This window comes from Limnohabitans sp. DM1, from assembly GCF_001269385.1.
Classification (GTDB): domain Bacteria; phylum Pseudomonadota; class Gammaproteobacteria; order Burkholderiales; family Burkholderiaceae_C; genus Limnohabitans_A.
In genome coordinates, this window is the sequence record NZ_CXOO01000026.1 from 107101 (window position 1) to 121937 (window position 14837).

Sequence of the window (14837 nt, forward strand, 5' to 3'; positions counted from 1 at the left end):
AAAGCACGTTTGCAGGCCCACGCCCATCATGATTTGCGCCAACGAACCCTGGCCCCATCCTGGAGTTCATTGCCAGGGTAACGCACCACCACCTCGCCCGGCACAAGCCCTTCGGTCACCTCAGCTTCCTGCAAATTCCGGTGATCCAGCGTGAGGGCGCGCTGGCGTGCCCGGCCATCTTGAATCACAAAAACACACCAGGCCTGTCCGCATCGAAACAAGGCGCTGGCAGGCACCTTGAGCACCTTGTCGGCCTGCCAGACCACAATGCGCGCCGTCAATCGAAAACCATCGCCCAAAGCTGGCGGCGGGTCATCCAAATCAACGATCACATTGACGCGCTTTTCCTCAATGCCCAAAGCCGACACCTTGGTGAAGGCATAGTTTTCCACCCGGCGAACCCGGGCGTGCAGGACCTGCTGGCCACCCCAGCCTTCGATCAGCACCGGCATGCCGGGCGCGACTTTGACCGCTTCGGTCGACAGCAATTCGACCACGCCCTCCAGATGAGCCACATCGCCCAGGCTCATCAAGGGGGTGCCCATGGCCACCACCCGTTCGCTGGGGTCGATGATGCGCAGCACCCGCGAGGCCCTGGGAGCACGCACCTCCAGCCAACCCTGCGCGCCTGCCTGTGCAGCTCGGATGGCGTCCATGGCCGCTTGCGCAAGCTGGACATCGGCCGCTGCCGCACGGGCACGAAACCGCGCCGCCTCCAGTGCCGAAGTGGCCGACCTCTCTTTTTGGGTGGCCTGCTCCAGGCCTTGCGGCGCAATGAAGCCCTGTGCCTGCAGCTGCTGCATACGCTGCAATTCACGCTGCGCCTGGCTCAGCTCATCGGCAGACTGGCGCACGCGCTGCTGCGCTTCACGCTGCAGGGCTTGTGCAGAGGCCACGCGTGCCGTCAACTCGATGCGCTCGCGCTCGGACAAAGGCAGGGGCGCAATGCGCGCAAGCAACTGTTGCTCATCCACCCAATCGCCATCGCGCAGTGCAATGCGCGCCAGGCGTCCTGACACAGGCGCAGACAGCAAGAACCGATCATGGCTGCGCGTCTCCCCCAGATCGTCCACCGTGACCTGCATGTGCCCAGTCTGCACAGCCACGCCATCCACCGCCAAAGGCGCAGGCCAAAGCACCAACACCACCGCCGCCACGCTGACAGCACCGGCAAAGACCAAACCCATCCGCTTCCAGATCATGTTCACCCCCCTCTTCACTCTCTTGTCTTGAGGACCGCGATCAGGTCCAGTTGCCGAATGCGCCTGGCCACCAGCACACCCGATAAAGCCGACGCCACCAGCGCCGCCAACACCGCATAGGCATAGGACCATGGCGTGAGCACCAAGGGCACCCGAAACATGTCCCGGTCAAACATCGGCACCAGCATCGCGCACAAACCGTAGCCAATGGCCAAGCCTGCAGGAATGGCCAGCAGCAGCAACACCAGCTGTTCACCCAACAAGAGAAAAACCACCTCGCGCTGGGTGAAACCCAGCACAGACAAACTGGCCAACTCGTTGCCCCGCTCAGACAGGGCAATGCGCGCGCTGTTGTAGACCATGCCTGCAATGATCACGCAGGCAAACACCAGCAAGATGCTGCTGAAGAAAAAGAAGGCCCGCTCCATGGTCTGGCGCACACTTTGCTGGACCGCGTGCGCCACGGCAATGCCCGCCACCACAGGCATGCGCTTGAGGCGCTCATACACCTGCAGCGCCTTGTCGGCCTCAATGCGCAAAAAAGCTCCCGAGCTGGTGTTGTCTTCACCCAGCAAGCGCGCCAAAGCCCGTGCATCCATATAGGCCCCCAGCCCCAGCATCTCGTCGACCACCGAGACCACCGGAATGTCAAGCACGGGCCTGCGCCCCTCCAGGGCCTCCAGGGTCAGCCGATCACCTGGCACAACACCCAGAATGTCGGCGAGCTTGGCCGACAGCACTAGGCCCTGCGGTGGCAGATCGACAGCATGCCCATCGGCACCCAGCAACTGGTGTTGCCCCTTGCCTTGCGTCAGCCCCATGACGTCAATGCATTTGCGCCGATGGCCATGCACCAGCCAGGCGGGCAGTGCACGAAAGGATTCCACCTGGATGACCCCATCCATCCCCCCCATCGCCATCAAGGCCCGAGGGCCCAGGGCCTCGTTGTAGGTCACCATCACGTCGTATCGCTGCACCTGGTTGAACTGCACCGACAACATGTGATTGGGCGCATCCATGGCAAAACGCCCCATGAGAAGCAAGCCCATCGCGCACGCGATGCCCAACACAGACCCCAGGGCACGCCAGGGGCGCCGCACCAGATTGCGCGCAATCATGCGCACCGAAGCGGGCAAGCCAAGGGCCCAGCGCTGCTGCAGCCAAGTGCCCGCCCGATACCTTGCAGGCGCTTGAGGCCGCATGGCCTCGGCCGGTGCCAACAAGATCGCCCTGCGCACAGACAGCCAGGCCCCCGCTCCCGCAGACAACAAGCTCACGCCCACACACAGCCCGATCAGCGCGGGATCGGCCACAAAGCGCAAGGACGGAAAGTGGAAAAAAGCGCGGTAAATGTCCACAAACTTCTGTCCCAACACCAGGCCCAGCGGCACGCCCAGAAACAAGCCAATCACCACGGTGACCAAAGCAAACTGGAAGTAATGCAGGCCCACGCGAAAGTCCGTGAAGCCAAAGGCCTTGAGCAAGCCAATCTGCGGGCGCTGTGTGGCCACCAGGCGCGACAGCACCACGTACAACAAAAAAGCCGAGACCGCCAGAAACAAGCTCGGCAAAGCCGTGGTCATGACACCCAGCTCACCCAATTCGTCGGTCAGAAAACGGTGCGACAGCTGGGTATCGCGGCCATGGGCATTCAGGCCACCATAACGCAGCAGCAAGCCGTCCAGCGCAGCCATCACCGCTTGCTCGCTCGCACCCCGCCACAAGGACAAACTCACATCATTGAAAGCCCCCTGCATGTCAAACGCCGGGGCCAGCGTCTCGTGTGCGATCCACATCACCCCATAACGCCGGTTGTCGGGAAAAACCATCCCGTGGCCCACCTCATAAACAAACTCGGGCGACAAGGCAATGCCCACAATCACCAGCTCCTTTTTTCGGCCATGCAACAACACGCCCAGCTTGTCTGCCACTTGCAAGCCATTGGCCGTTGCAAACACCTCGCTGACCAGCACCTGATCCGAGGCCCCTGCATCCAGGTAACGACCACGCACCAACTGCAAATCATTGAGCAAAGGCCTGTGCGTGCTGGGCACCGAGACCAGCTTGGCAATAGCCGGCTCGGCCAGTCCTGGCACATCCACCGTCACCTCGACCACCAGGCGCGTCTGCACCTGGGCCACCCCAGGCCATTGGCGCATCTGCTCGGCCAGCGAATCGGGGGCACGCCGCAGGTGGGCAAACACATCCGCAAAACGGTGCGTCTGGTAGTAATCGGTTTGCGCCAGCAACAGTGACTGGTAAGTGCCCCTGAGGGCCAGCAGCACCGAAATGCCACAGGCCACCACCAAAGCCGCTGCGACCAATTGCCCGCGCAAATGCCACAGGTCACGCCAGAGCATGCGGCCCAGCATGTTCACCACGAAATCTCCTCGGGCGACGCCTTGGTGGCATTGCGCTGAACCTCGACAATGCGGCCACTGCTGATGCGGATCACCCGGTCTGCCATGGCCGCAATGGCCGCGTTGTGCGTGATCACCACCGTGATCGTGCCCAGCGTTTGATTGACGTGCTGCAGGACCGAGAGCACCAGCTTGCCCGTGGGGTAGTCCAGTGCCCCCGTGGGCTCGTCACACAGCAGCACATCCGGGCGCTTGACAATGGCGCGGGCAATGGCCACCCGCTGCTGCTCGCCACCGGACAATTGCGACGGGAAATGATTGCGCCGCTCCACCATGCCCACCAGGCCCAAGGCCTCGTCAGGGTCCATGGGACTGGCGGCGATTTCGGTCACCAAGGCCACATTTTCAAAAGCGGTCAGGCTCGGGATCAGGTTGTAAAACTGGAAAACAAATCCCACATGCTCGCGCCGAAACTGCGTCAGATCGGCCACCGTGGCCGAAGTCAATTCATGGTCGCGGTAGCGCACCCGCCCCGATGTGGGCCGATCCAGCCCACCCAGAATATTCAGCAGCGTGGACTTGCCACTGCCCGATGCCCCCAGCAACACCACAAACTCACCTGGCTGCAAATCCAGATCCACATCGCGCAGCGCATGGATCTCGTTGTCACCCATGCGGTACACCTTGGAAATGTGATCCAGGTGAAACACCGCCTGCTGCACCTTGGCAACATCAACCATGCTGTGGGCTTGACCCGATATAGCGCTCAATGGTGCATCTTCCGTGTTGCAATGGGTCACGTCTTTTGTCACGTCTTTTGTCACGTCTTTTTTTGGGGGGCACGCCTGCCAGACGCTTTCCATCAAGACAATGCTGCAACAGGCCCCATTCGGTGTCGGTCAACTGCTTCACATTGGCAAAAAATCTCATCAGCTCAAAGCGGCTACCATGCACCCCCTTGCATGGATGACCTAACGCCATCACACAGCACCATGAAAAAACTTATGTCCCACAAAGCGCTCTGCGCCAGCCTTATCGCCCTCATGGGCCTGCTCAACTGCGGCACATCCTTTGCACAAATCTGCACCCGCGAATACGCCCCCGTGTGCGGTCATGTTGCTGGTGACCCCGCCCCTCGCACATTTGCCAACCGCTGCATGTTGGACGCAGCCAAAGCCACCGTGGTGTCTCAAGGCGAATGCACAACCCAGCCCACGCCCATGGTCGGCTCTGACGTGGACGCCCACGGCTGCAAAGGCTCTGCTGGCTTTCAATGGAACAAAGAACTGAACCAATGCGTACGCCCCTGGATGAGCAGTGCCATCACGCTGGAGGTGGCTCCCCACCGCCGCACCTGCACCGGCTTGATCGAGATGCAATGCCTCATGGTGCGCGAACGCGTGCCCGGCCAGCCAACACCAAAATGGGAACCCCTGTTTGGCAACATCGCAGGGTTCACACACGTACCCGGCCATCGCTACACATTGCGCGTGCGCAAAGACCACATTGAGAACCCGCCCGCCGATGCGTCCAACACCAGCTACACACTACTGAAGGTTTTGCCATGACCCTGCGCACCCCCCTGTGGCTGCTGATCGGCATCTGCTTGGGCGCAGCTTGTGCCACGCTGTATTTTTCATGGGCCAAAGAATTCATCGCCGTTGACCGCTGCCTGGACGCTGGCGGCAGCTACGAAGAACGCTGGCAAACCTGCAACCTCCACCAAAGCGAAGAGTCCGCTGAAAAATTCTCGGTCTACACAGGTACGCTTGATGGCCAACAAGTGCATCTGCAAATCCGGGACGATTTCCAGACCTACCGAATGATCCAGGACGGTCTGCGCATGGAGGGCGACGTCAACACCGAAAAGGGCTTTGAGCAAGACCACAACGCCGTGGTCTACGTCCTCGACTGGAAAAGAGATGAGCCACGGCAAACCCGTTTATTGCTTGACCAACAGGGGGGCGTTGCCCAACTGCGGCTGATCGGAGCCGACCTGAAACTTCAAAAAGATGTGGCACTGCGCGCGGAGGCCACCTATTGATTCGGCCCTGTGAAGTTTTCAATGCGAAAAACTGTTGTAGGTCGGCGGTCGAAAACCCCGACATGGGCCTGTGCCGAAACCCATAACGTCGGACTCTGCGAGTACCGACCTACGAGATGACCTTTCTCACGCATTTCAAACTTCAGCGTGCCAGGTCAATAGGCGCGCTGAATCGAGACGCCACCGCTCACCCTTGATGCGCCCTGTACTCCTGTGTCAAGCCACCATAGCCCCAAGCCCCCGCCCGCACATCGTGCACATGGATGTAGCTTTCGTGGTGAAGGTTGGGCATCAAGGCTGAAAAACCGTCAAACACCGCCCGGATGTAGGCCGATTTTTCGGCACGCCTGTTGGTCTCGTCGGTGATCTTGATCTCGACATAGGCGCTGGAGCGCCCTTGATCGGCCAATGTGCGACCGCCCACTACCCAATGCTCGGGTTCGACATAACGCACAGCTATGGAGATGAGTTCGGGTTTTTTTGTGCAGCATCCGGGCTGTCAAATCAGTCAGCAATGTGGCCACCTCACGGGTGGTTTGCGCATGGGCTGAGCCGCTGAGCAAGACATTCAAAATAGGCATGTTTTTTTCTCCTGTGAATGAAGGTTGCAACTTTATGCACACAAGCAAACCTTGGAAACAGCAAAAAAAGCAAATCGGTTAACCGTTAATTGCAAAACGAACCTATAGATTCGGCCCGATGAAGTCGGAGCTGCGTGTTGCCAGTTGGGAGGATTTTGTGGGAGCTTGCCAGCCAAGCGAAAAGCCTGTGGTCCACAAGCGTCTGATCGCCAGCAGGGCTTGCGCCCATGAGGTGCAAGGTTAAAGCCACCCTGCAAACTTCACAGGGCCGGATCAATAGAATGACCCCATGCCTTTTCACCTGGACGACCTTGCACTTTTTGCCCGCATTGCGGCACTGGGCTCACTGTCAGCGGCCGCCCGCGAACGCGACATCCCGGTCAGCCAAGTCACACGCTCACTGACGCGGCTGGAAACCGCCTGCGGCGCACGCCTGATGCACCGCAGCACCCACGGCCTGAGCCTGACGGACGAAGGCGACACGCTGCTCGCTCATGGGCAGCACATGCTCAATACAGCCGATGTGCTCGGGGCAGAACTGCAAATGCGCAAAGGCCAGCCCAGCGGCTGGGTGCGTGTGGGTGTGAGCGCCTCGGTGGCTGAGGCCGTGATCGCCCCCAGCCTGCCCGGCCTGTATGGGCTTTACCCGCAACTGCACATCGACATCGTGGTGGACGACCGCCTGGCCGACATGGCCCGCGACGGCATAGACATCGCCATCCGCACGGGCGACGTGCACAGCGACAACCTGGTGGCCCGCACCATGGGCTACGCCAGCCGCACCCTGTATGCCAGCCCCGCCTATCTGGCCCAGCACGGCACACCCCAGACACCCGACGAACTGGCCCGCCACCACCTGATCGGCGAACTGGTGCCCCTGCTGCAGGGCAGCTTTGAAGTGCGCGACATCCCCGTCTATGCCGTGATGCTGCCCGAGCGGCACCGGCTGCCCAAGATCAGGGCTTGTGCGGACTACTGGGCGGGGTGTTTGGGGTAAGCACGGACTGATGACCACAGTCCAGCCAGTTAAGCCCATTGAGCGGCAGACCACGGGCGCACCATCACCAATCGGTGACAATCGACACCCTGCCTGCGATCACCATGAAAACCAAGACCTCCTCCCTCCTTCCTGTCCTCTTCGCCATCGCTGCTGGCGCTTTGATCCCCCACCCAGCCACCTTCGCTGCCCCCCACAAAGCTGCCAAGCCTGCGGCCCATCAAAAGGCCGCCTCCAACAAAAAGGCCGCTGCCGCCGCTAACGCCCTGCCACCCCTGGCGGCTGAAACCGCTTTGGCGGCCAATGCCCCTGCGCTGCCCGCCAAAGCCTGGCTGCTGATGGACTTCGACTCCGGCCAGGTGCTCGCCTCGGCCAACGCCGACGAAGCCCTGCCGCCCGCGTCGCTCACCAAAATGATGACCAGCTACCTGATCGAGCAAGCGCTGCGCTCGGGCAAGCTCAAGCCCACCGACCTGGTCTCGGTCAGTGAGAACGCTTGGTGCCGGGGCACCAGCGCCGAGTCGTGCATGTACCTGCCACTGAACAGCCAGGCCACCGTCATCGACATCCTGCGCGGCATCATCATTCAGTCGGGCAACGACGCCTCCAAGGCGATTGCCGAGCACATGGCCGGCTCCGAAGCGGGCTTTGCCAAGCTGATGAACGCCGAGGCCCGTCGCTTGGGCATGACGCACACGAACTTCGTGAATCCCACGGGCCTGCCGGACCCGGCGCACAAATCGTCTGCGCGAGATCTGGCCATCCTGGCACGCGCCATCATCCGCGACGGCGCTGAGTACTACCCCCTCTACGCGGAACGCGAGTTCAAGTACAACGGCATCAAGCAAGGCAACCGCAACGCCCTGCTCTACACCGACCCCAGCGTGGACGGCCTGAAAACTGGCCACACCGCTGAAGCGGGCTACTGCCTGGTCACCTCGTCCAAGCGCAACGACATGCGCCTGATCTCGGTCATCCTCAACACCAACAGCCCTCAAGCACGGGCTGACCAATCGCGCACCCTGCTCGGCTGGGGGTTTAGCAGCTTCGAAAAAGCCACCCCTGTTCAGCCAGGCGCCGTGGTCAGCACGGTCAAAGTCAGCTTCGGCAAGGCCGACACCGTGGCTGTAGGCCTGGGCACGCCGTGGCTCTTGACCGTGCCACGCGGCACCCAAGTGCAGACCGCCGTGGAACTCAAGCCCGGCCTGGAAGCCCCCGTGGCCAAAGGCACAGTGATCGGCAAAGTGATCGCCACATCCAACGGCAACCCCGTGGGCGAAGCCCCACTGGTGGCGCAAGCCGAGGTGGAACGCTCGGGCTTTCTGCTGCGCGGCTGGCAGCATGTGATGAAGTGGGTCGGCCGATAAACAGGCTTGAGCCGCAACAAGACCAACGCCAAGGCACCTTAGGGTGCCTTTTTCACGGGCTGACGCCGCCACTCAGCCCCTAAAATGCAAACTTATGTTCGAACAAACCTTTTAAGATATCGTTGACATCTTGCACAAAGACGCGGGGTGCACCAGCGAGCTGGACTACACCGAGCAATCCTCCTGGCTGCTGTTTTTAAAGTACCTCGACGCCCTCGAAGCCGACACAGCCACCGAGGCGGTGCTGGAGGGGCGTGACTACCAGTTCATCTTGAGCGATCCCTACCGCTGGGCCGCATGGGCTGCACCCAAAGGAGCAGACGGCAAGATGGACCACAACGCCGCCATGACGGGCGACGACCTCAAAGGCTTTGTCAACGGCCAACTGTTCCCCTATCTGGCAGGCTTCAAGCATCGCGCCAGCGGGCCGCAGACCACCGAATACAAAATCGGTGAAGTCTTTGGCGAGATCACCCACAAAATCCAAAGCGGCTACGACCTGCGCGACGTGATCGACCGCATCGACGAACTGCGCTTTCGCAGTCAAGCGCAAAAGCACGAGCTGTCGCACCTGTACGAAGCCAAGATCAAAAACATGGGCAACGCCGGGCGCAATGGCGGCGAATACTTCACACCGCGCCCGCTGATCCGCGCTGGCAGATCGAGCCATTCATCTTTCCGGTCATCGCACCCATGGCTGCGGCCTTGGGTTCGACCGACGGCTGGCAATTGCGGGCTTTCCTGGAAAGCCCGCACCCCGCACCGCGCTGGAGCAAGGCACTCCCGCCCAGCGGGTCATCGATCTGGCCATGGCGCAGGGGCATTGAAATGACGGATACCGCTTACCAACCCGTTGCGCACGACACCGCATTCCGTCAAGCGCTGCTGGAGAAACCTGGAGTCAAGCAAGCCTACGACGCCCTGCAAGACGAATACACAAGCTTGCAGATGACACTTCAGGATTGCGAAACTGCAACAAATGAAGTTAGCAAAAGCCCAACCACCTTTTGATGATGCCCCGCGCTCATCCAACCCAAATTGGGCATGAACCCACCCAATTTGGGTATTTCGCCTGACCACAGCCCCCCATGACCACCCCACACATCACCACCCTCCCCGCCCTGCGCCAGCTCTTCGGCCCCGCCCGTGAGCGTGCGCTCAAAAAGGAAATCCCGGCGCTCGACGCGCATGCGGTGCAGTTCATTGACTTGTCGCCGTTTGTGGTGCTGGCCAGCAGCGATGCGCAGGGACACATGGACGCATCGCCTCGCGGGGGCGAGCCGGGTTTTGTGAAGGTGCTCGACGCGCAGACGCTGCTCGTACCCGATTCGCCGGGCAACAACCGGCTGGACACGCTGGAGAACATCATCGCCACGGGCCGCTTGGGCACTTTGTTCATAGTGCCGGGCTTTGACGAGACCTTGCGCGTCAATGGCCGCGCCATGCTGTCCACCGAACCGGCTGACTTGGCGCTGTGTGCCGATGCGCGGCGCACGCCCGCGCTGGTGATCCGGCTGTCGGTGGAGTCGGTTTACCTGCATTGCGCCAAGGCCTTCATGCGCTCACAGCTGTGGGACGCTTCGCGCCACACCGATCGGACGCAACTGCCCAGCATGGGCGAGATGATGCGCGATCAGATTCGCGCCTTCCAGGGCGAAGAGATTGAGGCAGAAACCCAGGCACAAATGCTGGACCGCTACCAGCAATCGCTGTGAGGAAAGTTGTCCCGTCCGTCTGTGCATGAAGCTGTGGACAAGGCCGTGGACATCCGCGCAAACCCTGATTCCATGCGGTCTGGCACACTGTGCCTGTTCAACAGGCAGCCGCCTGTCCTCCCCCTTCCACCCCTTACAGGATGACTTTCATGACCCCCAATACCCCCGCTGCCGATGCCCGTGAGTTGGTGCTCACGCGGCTGATCGTTGTGCCGCGCCACAACTTGTTTCGTTGCTGGACGGAGCCTGCACTGATCGTGCAGTGGTTCACGCCGCCGCCCTGGAAAACCATCCGCGCCGAGATGGATGTGCGCCCCGGCGGGGCCAGCTGCATCACGATGCAAGGGCCTGACGGCACCGAAGTGCCCAACCATGGCGTTTATCTGGAGGTGTTGCCAGATGAGCGGTTGGTGTTCACTGACGCCTACACCGGCGACTGGCAACCCTCGGCCAAACCATTTTTCACTTGCGTGCTGACTTTTGAAGACGAAGGCGGCCAGACGCGCTACACCGCACGCGCCCGGCACTGGAGCGCAGAAGACTGCGCCGCACATGAACAAATGGGTTTTCACATCGGCTGGGGCATTGCCACCGACCAATTGGCGGCGCTGGCGGCCACGCTCTGAGAGGCCCTAAACAGAGCCTTCTTCGCGCCTGGCAAGTTGTCCCGTCCGTCTGTGCATGAAGCTGTGGACAAGCGCAGGGATATCCTCGCAAACCCTTATCCCGCTTGCCCTGCGACACATTGCCCACAGAATAGGCAGTTCTTAAGTCTTACTTTTTCTGCACAGGATTGGCCAGCAACAAGTGGGCCGGATAGGCACGCATGAACTCGCGCGCCTTGTCGACTGGCGCGCTGAGCCAGGCGGCCCAGCTGCCTTCGTTCAGGATGGCGGGCATGCGTTTTTCATTGCCATTTTGGCCATAGCGGTTCATCAACGCGTGGCTGTTGGCGTTCACCGTGAGCAAGGTGAAGCTGGTGATGCTTTCACCGTCTTTGGCCCAGTGTTCCCACAGGCCCGCCACGCCCATGGGTTTGCCGTCCACGCGGGCAATGCGGGTGGGCACGGCTTTGCCGCTGCGCCAGTCGTCTTCCAAAAAAGCCTGCATGGGGATGATGCAGCGCTGGCCATTGAGCCAGGTCTCGCGCGTGGGCGTGGCGGTGCTCATGGTTTCGTAGCGAGTGACCGCCAACTTGGTGGAGCGCAGTTTGGCGTCTGAGGCCGACTTGACCCAAGTGGGCACCAGGCCAAATTGGCCTTGGGTCAGCTCCAACACCAAACGGTTGGCAGAGGCTTCACTAGAGGCATCAACTTCGGCCATCACGGAACTTGCTGATGCGGCTTTGCGGATGAAAAAACCCGGCTGGCGCGGCCAGACTTGTTTGCCGGTCAAGGTTTCAGGGGGGGCGACGCCAAAGGCCTCGGCATACAGGTCGGCGCTTTTCAGGCATTCGTATTGGGTGCTCATGCGGGGGATGCTAACCCATGCATGATGGATCCGGCCCGATGAAGTCCGAGCAGTGTGTTGCCAGTTGGGCGCATTTTGTGGAAGCTTGCACTGCAAGCGAAAAGATTGTGGTCCCCCAGCGTCTGATCGCCAGCAGATGTTCTCCCACAAGATGCAAATTGAAGCCACCCTACAGACCCCGGAGCACACGACCTGCTACGCTCACGCCCTCCAAGCTGCCCCCCTGTCTCCTCATGCTGATCCGTTTCAACAAGCCCTATGGCGTGCTCAGCCAGTTCACCCCCGAGGGGCGCTGGCGCGGGCTCAAAGACCACATCGACCTGCCCGGCGTGTATGTGGCCGGGCGGTTGGACGCCGACAGCGAAGGCTTGCTGCTGCTGACCGACGACGGCCAGTTGCAGGCACGGATTGCCGACCCGCGTTTCAAGATGGAGAAGACCTATCTGGTGCAGGTCGAAGGCGTGGTGGACGACAAGGCCCTGACCGCCCTGGCCCGGGGCGTGGTGCTGAACGACGGCCCCACCCTGCCCGCGCGCGCCCGTGCGTTAATGCCGCCGGTTGACCTGTGGCCGCGTCACCCGCCGATCCGCGAGCGCCAAAACATCCCCACCTCGTGGCTGGAACTCTCCATCCGCGAGGGGCGCAACCGCCAGGTGCGGCGCATGACGGCCGCCGTGGGCCTGCCCACGCTGCGCCTGATTCGCACCGCCATTGGCCCGTATCACCTGCGTGACCTGCCCACCGGCACCTGGCAACCTGTGGATTGAGCTTTGCGACACAATGGCCCGTTTTCACCAAACCACAAGGAAAAATACATGTCCGAATTGCTGAACAAAATGCAGTGGCGCTACGCCTGCAAAAAAATGGACCCCAGCAAGGTTGTGCCCCAAGACAAAGTGGACCGCATCGTCGAAGCCGCACGCCTGGCCCCTACGTCCAGCGGTTTGCAGCCCTTTGAGGTGATCGTGGTCAGCAACCCCGCCGTGCGCGCCCAGATCCAGCCCAAGGCCTACAACCAGGCTCAGGTCACCGAAGGCTCACACCTGTTGGTGTTTGCCGCCTGGGACAACTACACCGCAGAGCGCATCAACACTTACTTTGACTTCAGCAACGCCGAGCGCGGTGGCACCAACGAAGGCTGGGAAAACTACCGCAAGATGCTGCTGGCCAACTACCCCGGCCGCGACCCCAAGGTGAATTTTGAGCACGCTGCCCGTCAGGCCTACATTGGCTTGGGTGCTGCGCTGATTTCCGCCGCATTTGAAGAAGTCGATGCCACCCCCATGGAAGGCTTCGAGCCCGCTGCGGTGGACGAGATTTTGGACCTGGGCGCCCGTGGCCTGCGCAGCGTAGCCATCGTGCCGCTGGGCTACCGCGGCGAAGGCGACTGGCTGGTGGGCCTGAAAAAGGTCCGCCGCCCCCGCGACCAATTCGTCACCGAAGTGAAGTGATCGCCCCGTCAGCCCACCCAGTGGGCTGACGCCTGTGTCGGGGTCTTCGACCGCCGACCTACCAATGCTGCCCAGTAGGTCGGTAGCTTCAGCTCCGGCATTGTGGGCTACAGCACAGGCCCATAGCGGCTTTGTTGCCACCGACCTACAAATTCTGCTCCGGCAAGAATAGCTCGCTTGCTTTGTGGCGTACCATCGACAGCATCTCAAACCGGGATAACCACCGAGGAAGCCACCATGGCCAAAGGCGAACAACGCAGCAACAAAATGGCCAAAAAGCCAAAAAAAGACACCACCCCGCCAAAGACTTTGACGTCTGACCGCCCCATGCCCCCGACCACTTTTGTGGCGCCTCGCGGCAAAAAACCCTCCTGATTTGGCCGCCAAGGCCTGGCCGCCCGCGTGCAGTGGGTCGCTGGCTCATGCCTGTTGTTTCCTGATCGTTTTGACATGACCCCGATCCACGTCGATGAGCACCTGCTGGTGCTTGAAAAACCCAGCGGCTTGCTCTCCGTTCCTGGCCGTGGGCCGGACAAACAAGACTGCCTGTCCAAACGCGTTCAGGACATTTACCCTGAAGCGCTGATCGTGCACCGCCTGGACCAGGACACCTCGGGCTTGCTGCTGATGGCCAGGGGCATCGAAGCGCAGCGCCGTCTGAGCCGGCTATTCGAGACACGGCAGGTCAAAAAACGTTATGTCGCGGTGGTCGCAGGACAGCCCCTGCAAACGCAGGCCACGGCCACTGTGGACGAAGACGGCTGGCGCACGATCGACGGCCCCATCTTGCTCGACTGGGAGCGCCGCCCTATTCACATCGTCCATCCCGATGGCAAGCCCAGCCGCAGCCGCTGGCGCGCTCTCCAAAGCAGCGACACCGCCACCCTGGTGGAGCTGGAACCCGTGACGGGCCGCACCCACCAACTGCGCGTGCACCTGCAAAGCATTGGCCACCCCATGTTGGGCGACTCGCTTTATGCGCCACCCGAGATCAAAGCGCTCAGCCCGCGCTTACTGCTGCAAGCGCAAGAATTGGCCTTTACACACCCGTTTACCGCCGCCCCCATGTCTTTCAGCTTGCCGACCGCCTGGTCCGCACAGTCCCCCTTCGTGACCGCAGCGCCCGCCCACTGAAATGCAAAACACCCCAAGTCGGGGCTGTCTCGCGGGTTTCATGGGGGCACAGGGGTGTTGCATAGAATTCGGCCATGACCTCACCCGATTTCGACACCTTTTCTTCAGCGGCCAAAGCCTCTGGTTTTGACGAAGTGCTGGAGCGCAGCTGGGAGGCCAACACCTGGCTGGACACCCACACACACCCGTTTGATGTGCAAGCCTTGGTCACAAAAGGCGAATTTTGGCTGACCGTAGAGGGGCAGACGCGGCATTTGCGCCCAGGCGATGCATTTGAGCTGGCACGCAATGTGGCACATGCAGAGCGTTATGGCCCTCAGGGGGCTACTTATTGGGTGGCTCGGAAAAATTGATGGCCTGGACCCGACCAAGTTCTCAAATAGCACGACCGCATCATCGGAGTTAATCAAAAGTATTCAAATCAGAGCGGATAATCACTGGCTAAAATCTAGTGTTTAAGAAATCGTCGGGTTGGTCATGTTGCTTTATCAATTTTTGCAGTTTCGGACTACCATC

The 14837-nt window shown here is 61.0% G+C and carries 17 protein-coding genes and 1 pseudogene; 13 read left to right on the forward strand and 5 right to left on the reverse strand.

Annotated elements, in window-relative coordinates; translation table 11 throughout:
- Positions 1 to 26: 26 nt before the first annotated feature.
- From AMM33_RS10360 to AMM33_RS10370, 3 genes are read right to left on the reverse strand one after another with little or no spacing between them, the layout of a single operon-like run.
- Positions 27 to 1202: an efflux RND transporter periplasmic adaptor subunit gene (locus AMM33_RS10360; RefSeq protein ID WP_090141039.1), complete on the reverse strand. Its 1176-nt coding sequence runs from the start codon at positions 1200 to 1202 to the stop codon at positions 27 to 29.
- A gap of 14 nt (positions 1203 to 1216) precedes the next feature.
- Positions 1217 to 3574 carry an ABC transporter permease gene (locus tag AMM33_RS10365; RefSeq protein ID WP_090141041.1) on the reverse strand — a complete coding sequence of 786 codons (2358 nt, stop codon included), beginning with the start codon at positions 3572 to 3574 and terminating at the stop codon, positions 1217 to 1219.
- A gap of 2 nt (positions 3575 to 3576) precedes the next feature.
- Positions 3577 to 4302 (reverse strand): ABC transporter ATP-binding protein, encoded by a 726-nt coding sequence (locus AMM33_RS10370; RefSeq protein ID WP_090141043.1) that lies wholly within the window; start codon positions 4300 to 4302, stop codon positions 3577 to 3579.
- 252 nt (positions 4303 to 4554) lie between these two features.
- Here AMM33_RS10370 and AMM33_RS21930 point away from each other — a divergent pair, with 252 nt between their 5' ends.
- Positions 4555 to 5130 carry a DUF4377 domain-containing protein gene (locus tag AMM33_RS21930; RefSeq protein WP_194945374.1) on the forward strand — a complete coding sequence of 192 codons (576 nt, stop codon included), beginning with the start codon at positions 4555 to 4557 and terminating at the stop codon, positions 5128 to 5130.
- Positions 5127 to 5606 (forward strand): hypothetical protein, encoded by a 480-nt coding sequence (locus tag AMM33_RS10380; protein WP_090141047.1) that lies wholly within the window; start codon positions 5127 to 5129, stop codon positions 5604 to 5606. Before AMM33_RS21930 ends, AMM33_RS10380 begins: the two co-directional genes overlap by 4 nt.
- A 187-nt stretch (positions 5607 to 5793) precedes the next feature.
- Here the strand turns inward: AMM33_RS10380 and AMM33_RS10385 are convergent.
- Positions 5794 to 6187 (reverse strand): annotated as a pseudogene (locus tag AMM33_RS10385) (4-oxalocrotonate tautomerase family protein).
- Positions 6188 to 6476: 289 nt separating this feature from the next.
- Here AMM33_RS10385 and AMM33_RS10390 point away from each other — a divergent pair.
- The 6 genes from AMM33_RS10390 to AMM33_RS10410 all read left to right on the forward strand — a co-directional run bounded on the left by AMM33_RS10390 (position 6477) and on the right by AMM33_RS10410 (position 10892).
- Positions 6477 to 7184: a LysR substrate-binding domain-containing protein gene (locus AMM33_RS10390; RefSeq protein ID WP_090141049.1), complete on the forward strand. Its 708-nt coding sequence runs from the start codon at positions 6477 to 6479 to the stop codon at positions 7182 to 7184.
- Positions 7185 to 7288: 104 nt separating this feature from the next.
- The gene (locus AMM33_RS10395) at positions 7289 to 8551 is read left to right on the forward strand and encodes a D-alanyl-D-alanine carboxypeptidase family protein (RefSeq protein ID WP_090141314.1); all 1263 of its coding nucleotides are present in this window, start codon (positions 7289 to 7291) and stop codon (positions 8549 to 8551) included.
- A gap of 130 nt (positions 8552 to 8681) precedes the next feature.
- Entirely contained in the window at positions 8682 to 9383 is a 702-nt protein-coding gene (locus tag AMM33_RS10400; RefSeq protein ID WP_228768069.1) for a type I restriction-modification system subunit M N-terminal domain-containing protein, read from the forward strand.
- A complete protein-coding gene (locus tag AMM33_RS21935) occupies positions 9380 to 9562 on the forward strand; it encodes a hypothetical protein (protein WP_194945375.1) in 183 nt (60 codons plus the stop codon). Before AMM33_RS10400 ends, AMM33_RS21935 begins: the two co-directional genes overlap by 4 nt.
- 77 nt (positions 9563 to 9639) lie before the next feature.
- Positions 9640 to 10266: a pyridoxamine 5'-phosphate oxidase family protein gene (locus AMM33_RS10405; RefSeq protein WP_090141051.1), complete on the forward strand. Its 627-nt coding sequence runs from the start codon at positions 9640 to 9642 to the stop codon at positions 10264 to 10266.
- Between the two features lie 149 nt (positions 10267 to 10415).
- The gene (locus AMM33_RS10410) at positions 10416 to 10892 is read left to right on the forward strand and encodes an SRPBCC family protein (protein ID WP_228768070.1); all 477 of its coding nucleotides are present in this window, start codon (positions 10416 to 10418) and stop codon (positions 10890 to 10892) included.
- Positions 10893 to 11040: 148 nt separating this feature from the next.
- Here the strand turns inward: AMM33_RS10410 and AMM33_RS10415 are convergent, their stop codons facing one another.
- Positions 11041 to 11736: an SOS response-associated peptidase family protein gene (locus AMM33_RS10415; RefSeq protein ID WP_090141056.1), complete on the reverse strand. Its 696-nt coding sequence runs from the start codon at positions 11734 to 11736 to the stop codon at positions 11041 to 11043.
- Positions 11737 to 11969: 233 nt separating this feature from the next.
- Here AMM33_RS10415 and AMM33_RS10420 point away from each other — a divergent pair, with 233 nt between their 5' ends.
- From AMM33_RS10420 to AMM33_RS10435, 5 genes are all read left to right on the forward strand, one after another.
- Positions 11970 to 12503 (forward strand): pseudouridine synthase, encoded by a 534-nt coding sequence (locus AMM33_RS10420; RefSeq protein WP_090141059.1) that lies wholly within the window; start codon positions 11970 to 11972, stop codon positions 12501 to 12503.
- Between the two features lie 48 nt (positions 12504 to 12551).
- The gene (locus tag AMM33_RS10425) at positions 12552 to 13187 is read left to right on the forward strand and encodes a nitroreductase family protein (protein ID WP_090141061.1); all 636 of its coding nucleotides are present in this window, start codon (positions 12552 to 12554) and stop codon (positions 13185 to 13187) included.
- Positions 13188 to 13424: 237 nt separating this feature from the next.
- Complete coding sequence (locus tag AMM33_RS21940) at positions 13425 to 13562, forward strand: hypothetical protein (RefSeq protein WP_194945376.1); 138 nt, start codon at positions 13425 to 13427, stop codon at positions 13560 to 13562.
- Between the two features lie 75 nt (positions 13563 to 13637).
- Positions 13638 to 14321 (forward strand): RluA family pseudouridine synthase, encoded by a 684-nt coding sequence (locus tag AMM33_RS10430; protein ID WP_090141063.1) that lies wholly within the window; start codon positions 13638 to 13640, stop codon positions 14319 to 14321.
- A gap of 74 nt (positions 14322 to 14395) precedes the next feature.
- Entirely contained in the window at positions 14396 to 14674 is a 279-nt protein-coding gene (locus AMM33_RS10435) for a cupin domain-containing protein (RefSeq protein WP_090141065.1), read from the forward strand.
- The last annotated feature ends 163 nt before the right edge of the window (positions 14675 to 14837 follow it).

Coding starts and splice junctions, on each gene's coding strand:
- AMM33_RS10360 (WP_090141039.1), bottom strand. CDS start 1,202: ATGATCTGGAAGCGGATGGGTTTGGTCTTTGCCGGTGCTGTCAGCGTG.
- AMM33_RS10365 (WP_090141041.1), bottom strand. CDS start 3,574: ATGCTGGGCCGCATGCTCTGGCGTGACCTGTGGCATTTGCGCGGGCAA.
- AMM33_RS10370 (WP_090141043.1), bottom strand. CDS start 4,302: ATGGTTGATGTTGCCAAGGTGCAGCAGGCGGTGTTTCACCTGGATCAC.
- AMM33_RS21930 (WP_194945374.1), top strand. CDS start 4,555: ATGAAAAAACTTATGTCCCACAAAGCGCTCTGCGCCAGCCTTATCGCC.
- AMM33_RS10380 (WP_090141047.1), top strand. CDS start 5,127: ATGACCCTGCGCACCCCCCTGTGGCTGCTGATCGGCATCTGCTTGGGC.
- AMM33_RS10390 (WP_090141049.1), top strand. CDS start 6,477: ATGCCTTTTCACCTGGACGACCTTGCACTTTTTGCCCGCATTGCGGCA.
- AMM33_RS10395 (WP_090141314.1), top strand. CDS start 7,289: ATGAAAACCAAGACCTCCTCCCTCCTTCCTGTCCTCTTCGCCATCGCT.
- AMM33_RS21935 (WP_194945375.1), top strand. CDS start 9,380: ATGACGGATACCGCTTACCAACCCGTTGCGCACGACACCGCATTCCGT.
- AMM33_RS10405 (WP_090141051.1), top strand. CDS start 9,640: ATGACCACCCCACACATCACCACCCTCCCCGCCCTGCGCCAGCTCTTC.
- AMM33_RS10410 (WP_228768070.1), top strand. CDS start 10,416: ATGACCCCCAATACCCCCGCTGCCGATGCCCGTGAGTTGGTGCTCACG.
- AMM33_RS10415 (WP_090141056.1), bottom strand. CDS start 11,736: ATGAGCACCCAATACGAATGCCTGAAAAGCGCCGACCTGTATGCCGAG.
- AMM33_RS10420 (WP_090141059.1), top strand. CDS start 11,970: ATGCTGATCCGTTTCAACAAGCCCTATGGCGTGCTCAGCCAGTTCACC.
- AMM33_RS10425 (WP_090141061.1), top strand. CDS start 12,552: ATGTCCGAATTGCTGAACAAAATGCAGTGGCGCTACGCCTGCAAAAAA.
- AMM33_RS21940 (WP_194945376.1), top strand. CDS start 13,425: ATGGCCAAAGGCGAACAACGCAGCAACAAAATGGCCAAAAAGCCAAAA.
- AMM33_RS10430 (WP_090141063.1), top strand. CDS start 13,638: ATGACCCCGATCCACGTCGATGAGCACCTGCTGGTGCTTGAAAAACCC.
- AMM33_RS10435 (WP_090141065.1), top strand. CDS start 14,396: ATGACCTCACCCGATTTCGACACCTTTTCTTCAGCGGCCAAAGCCTCT.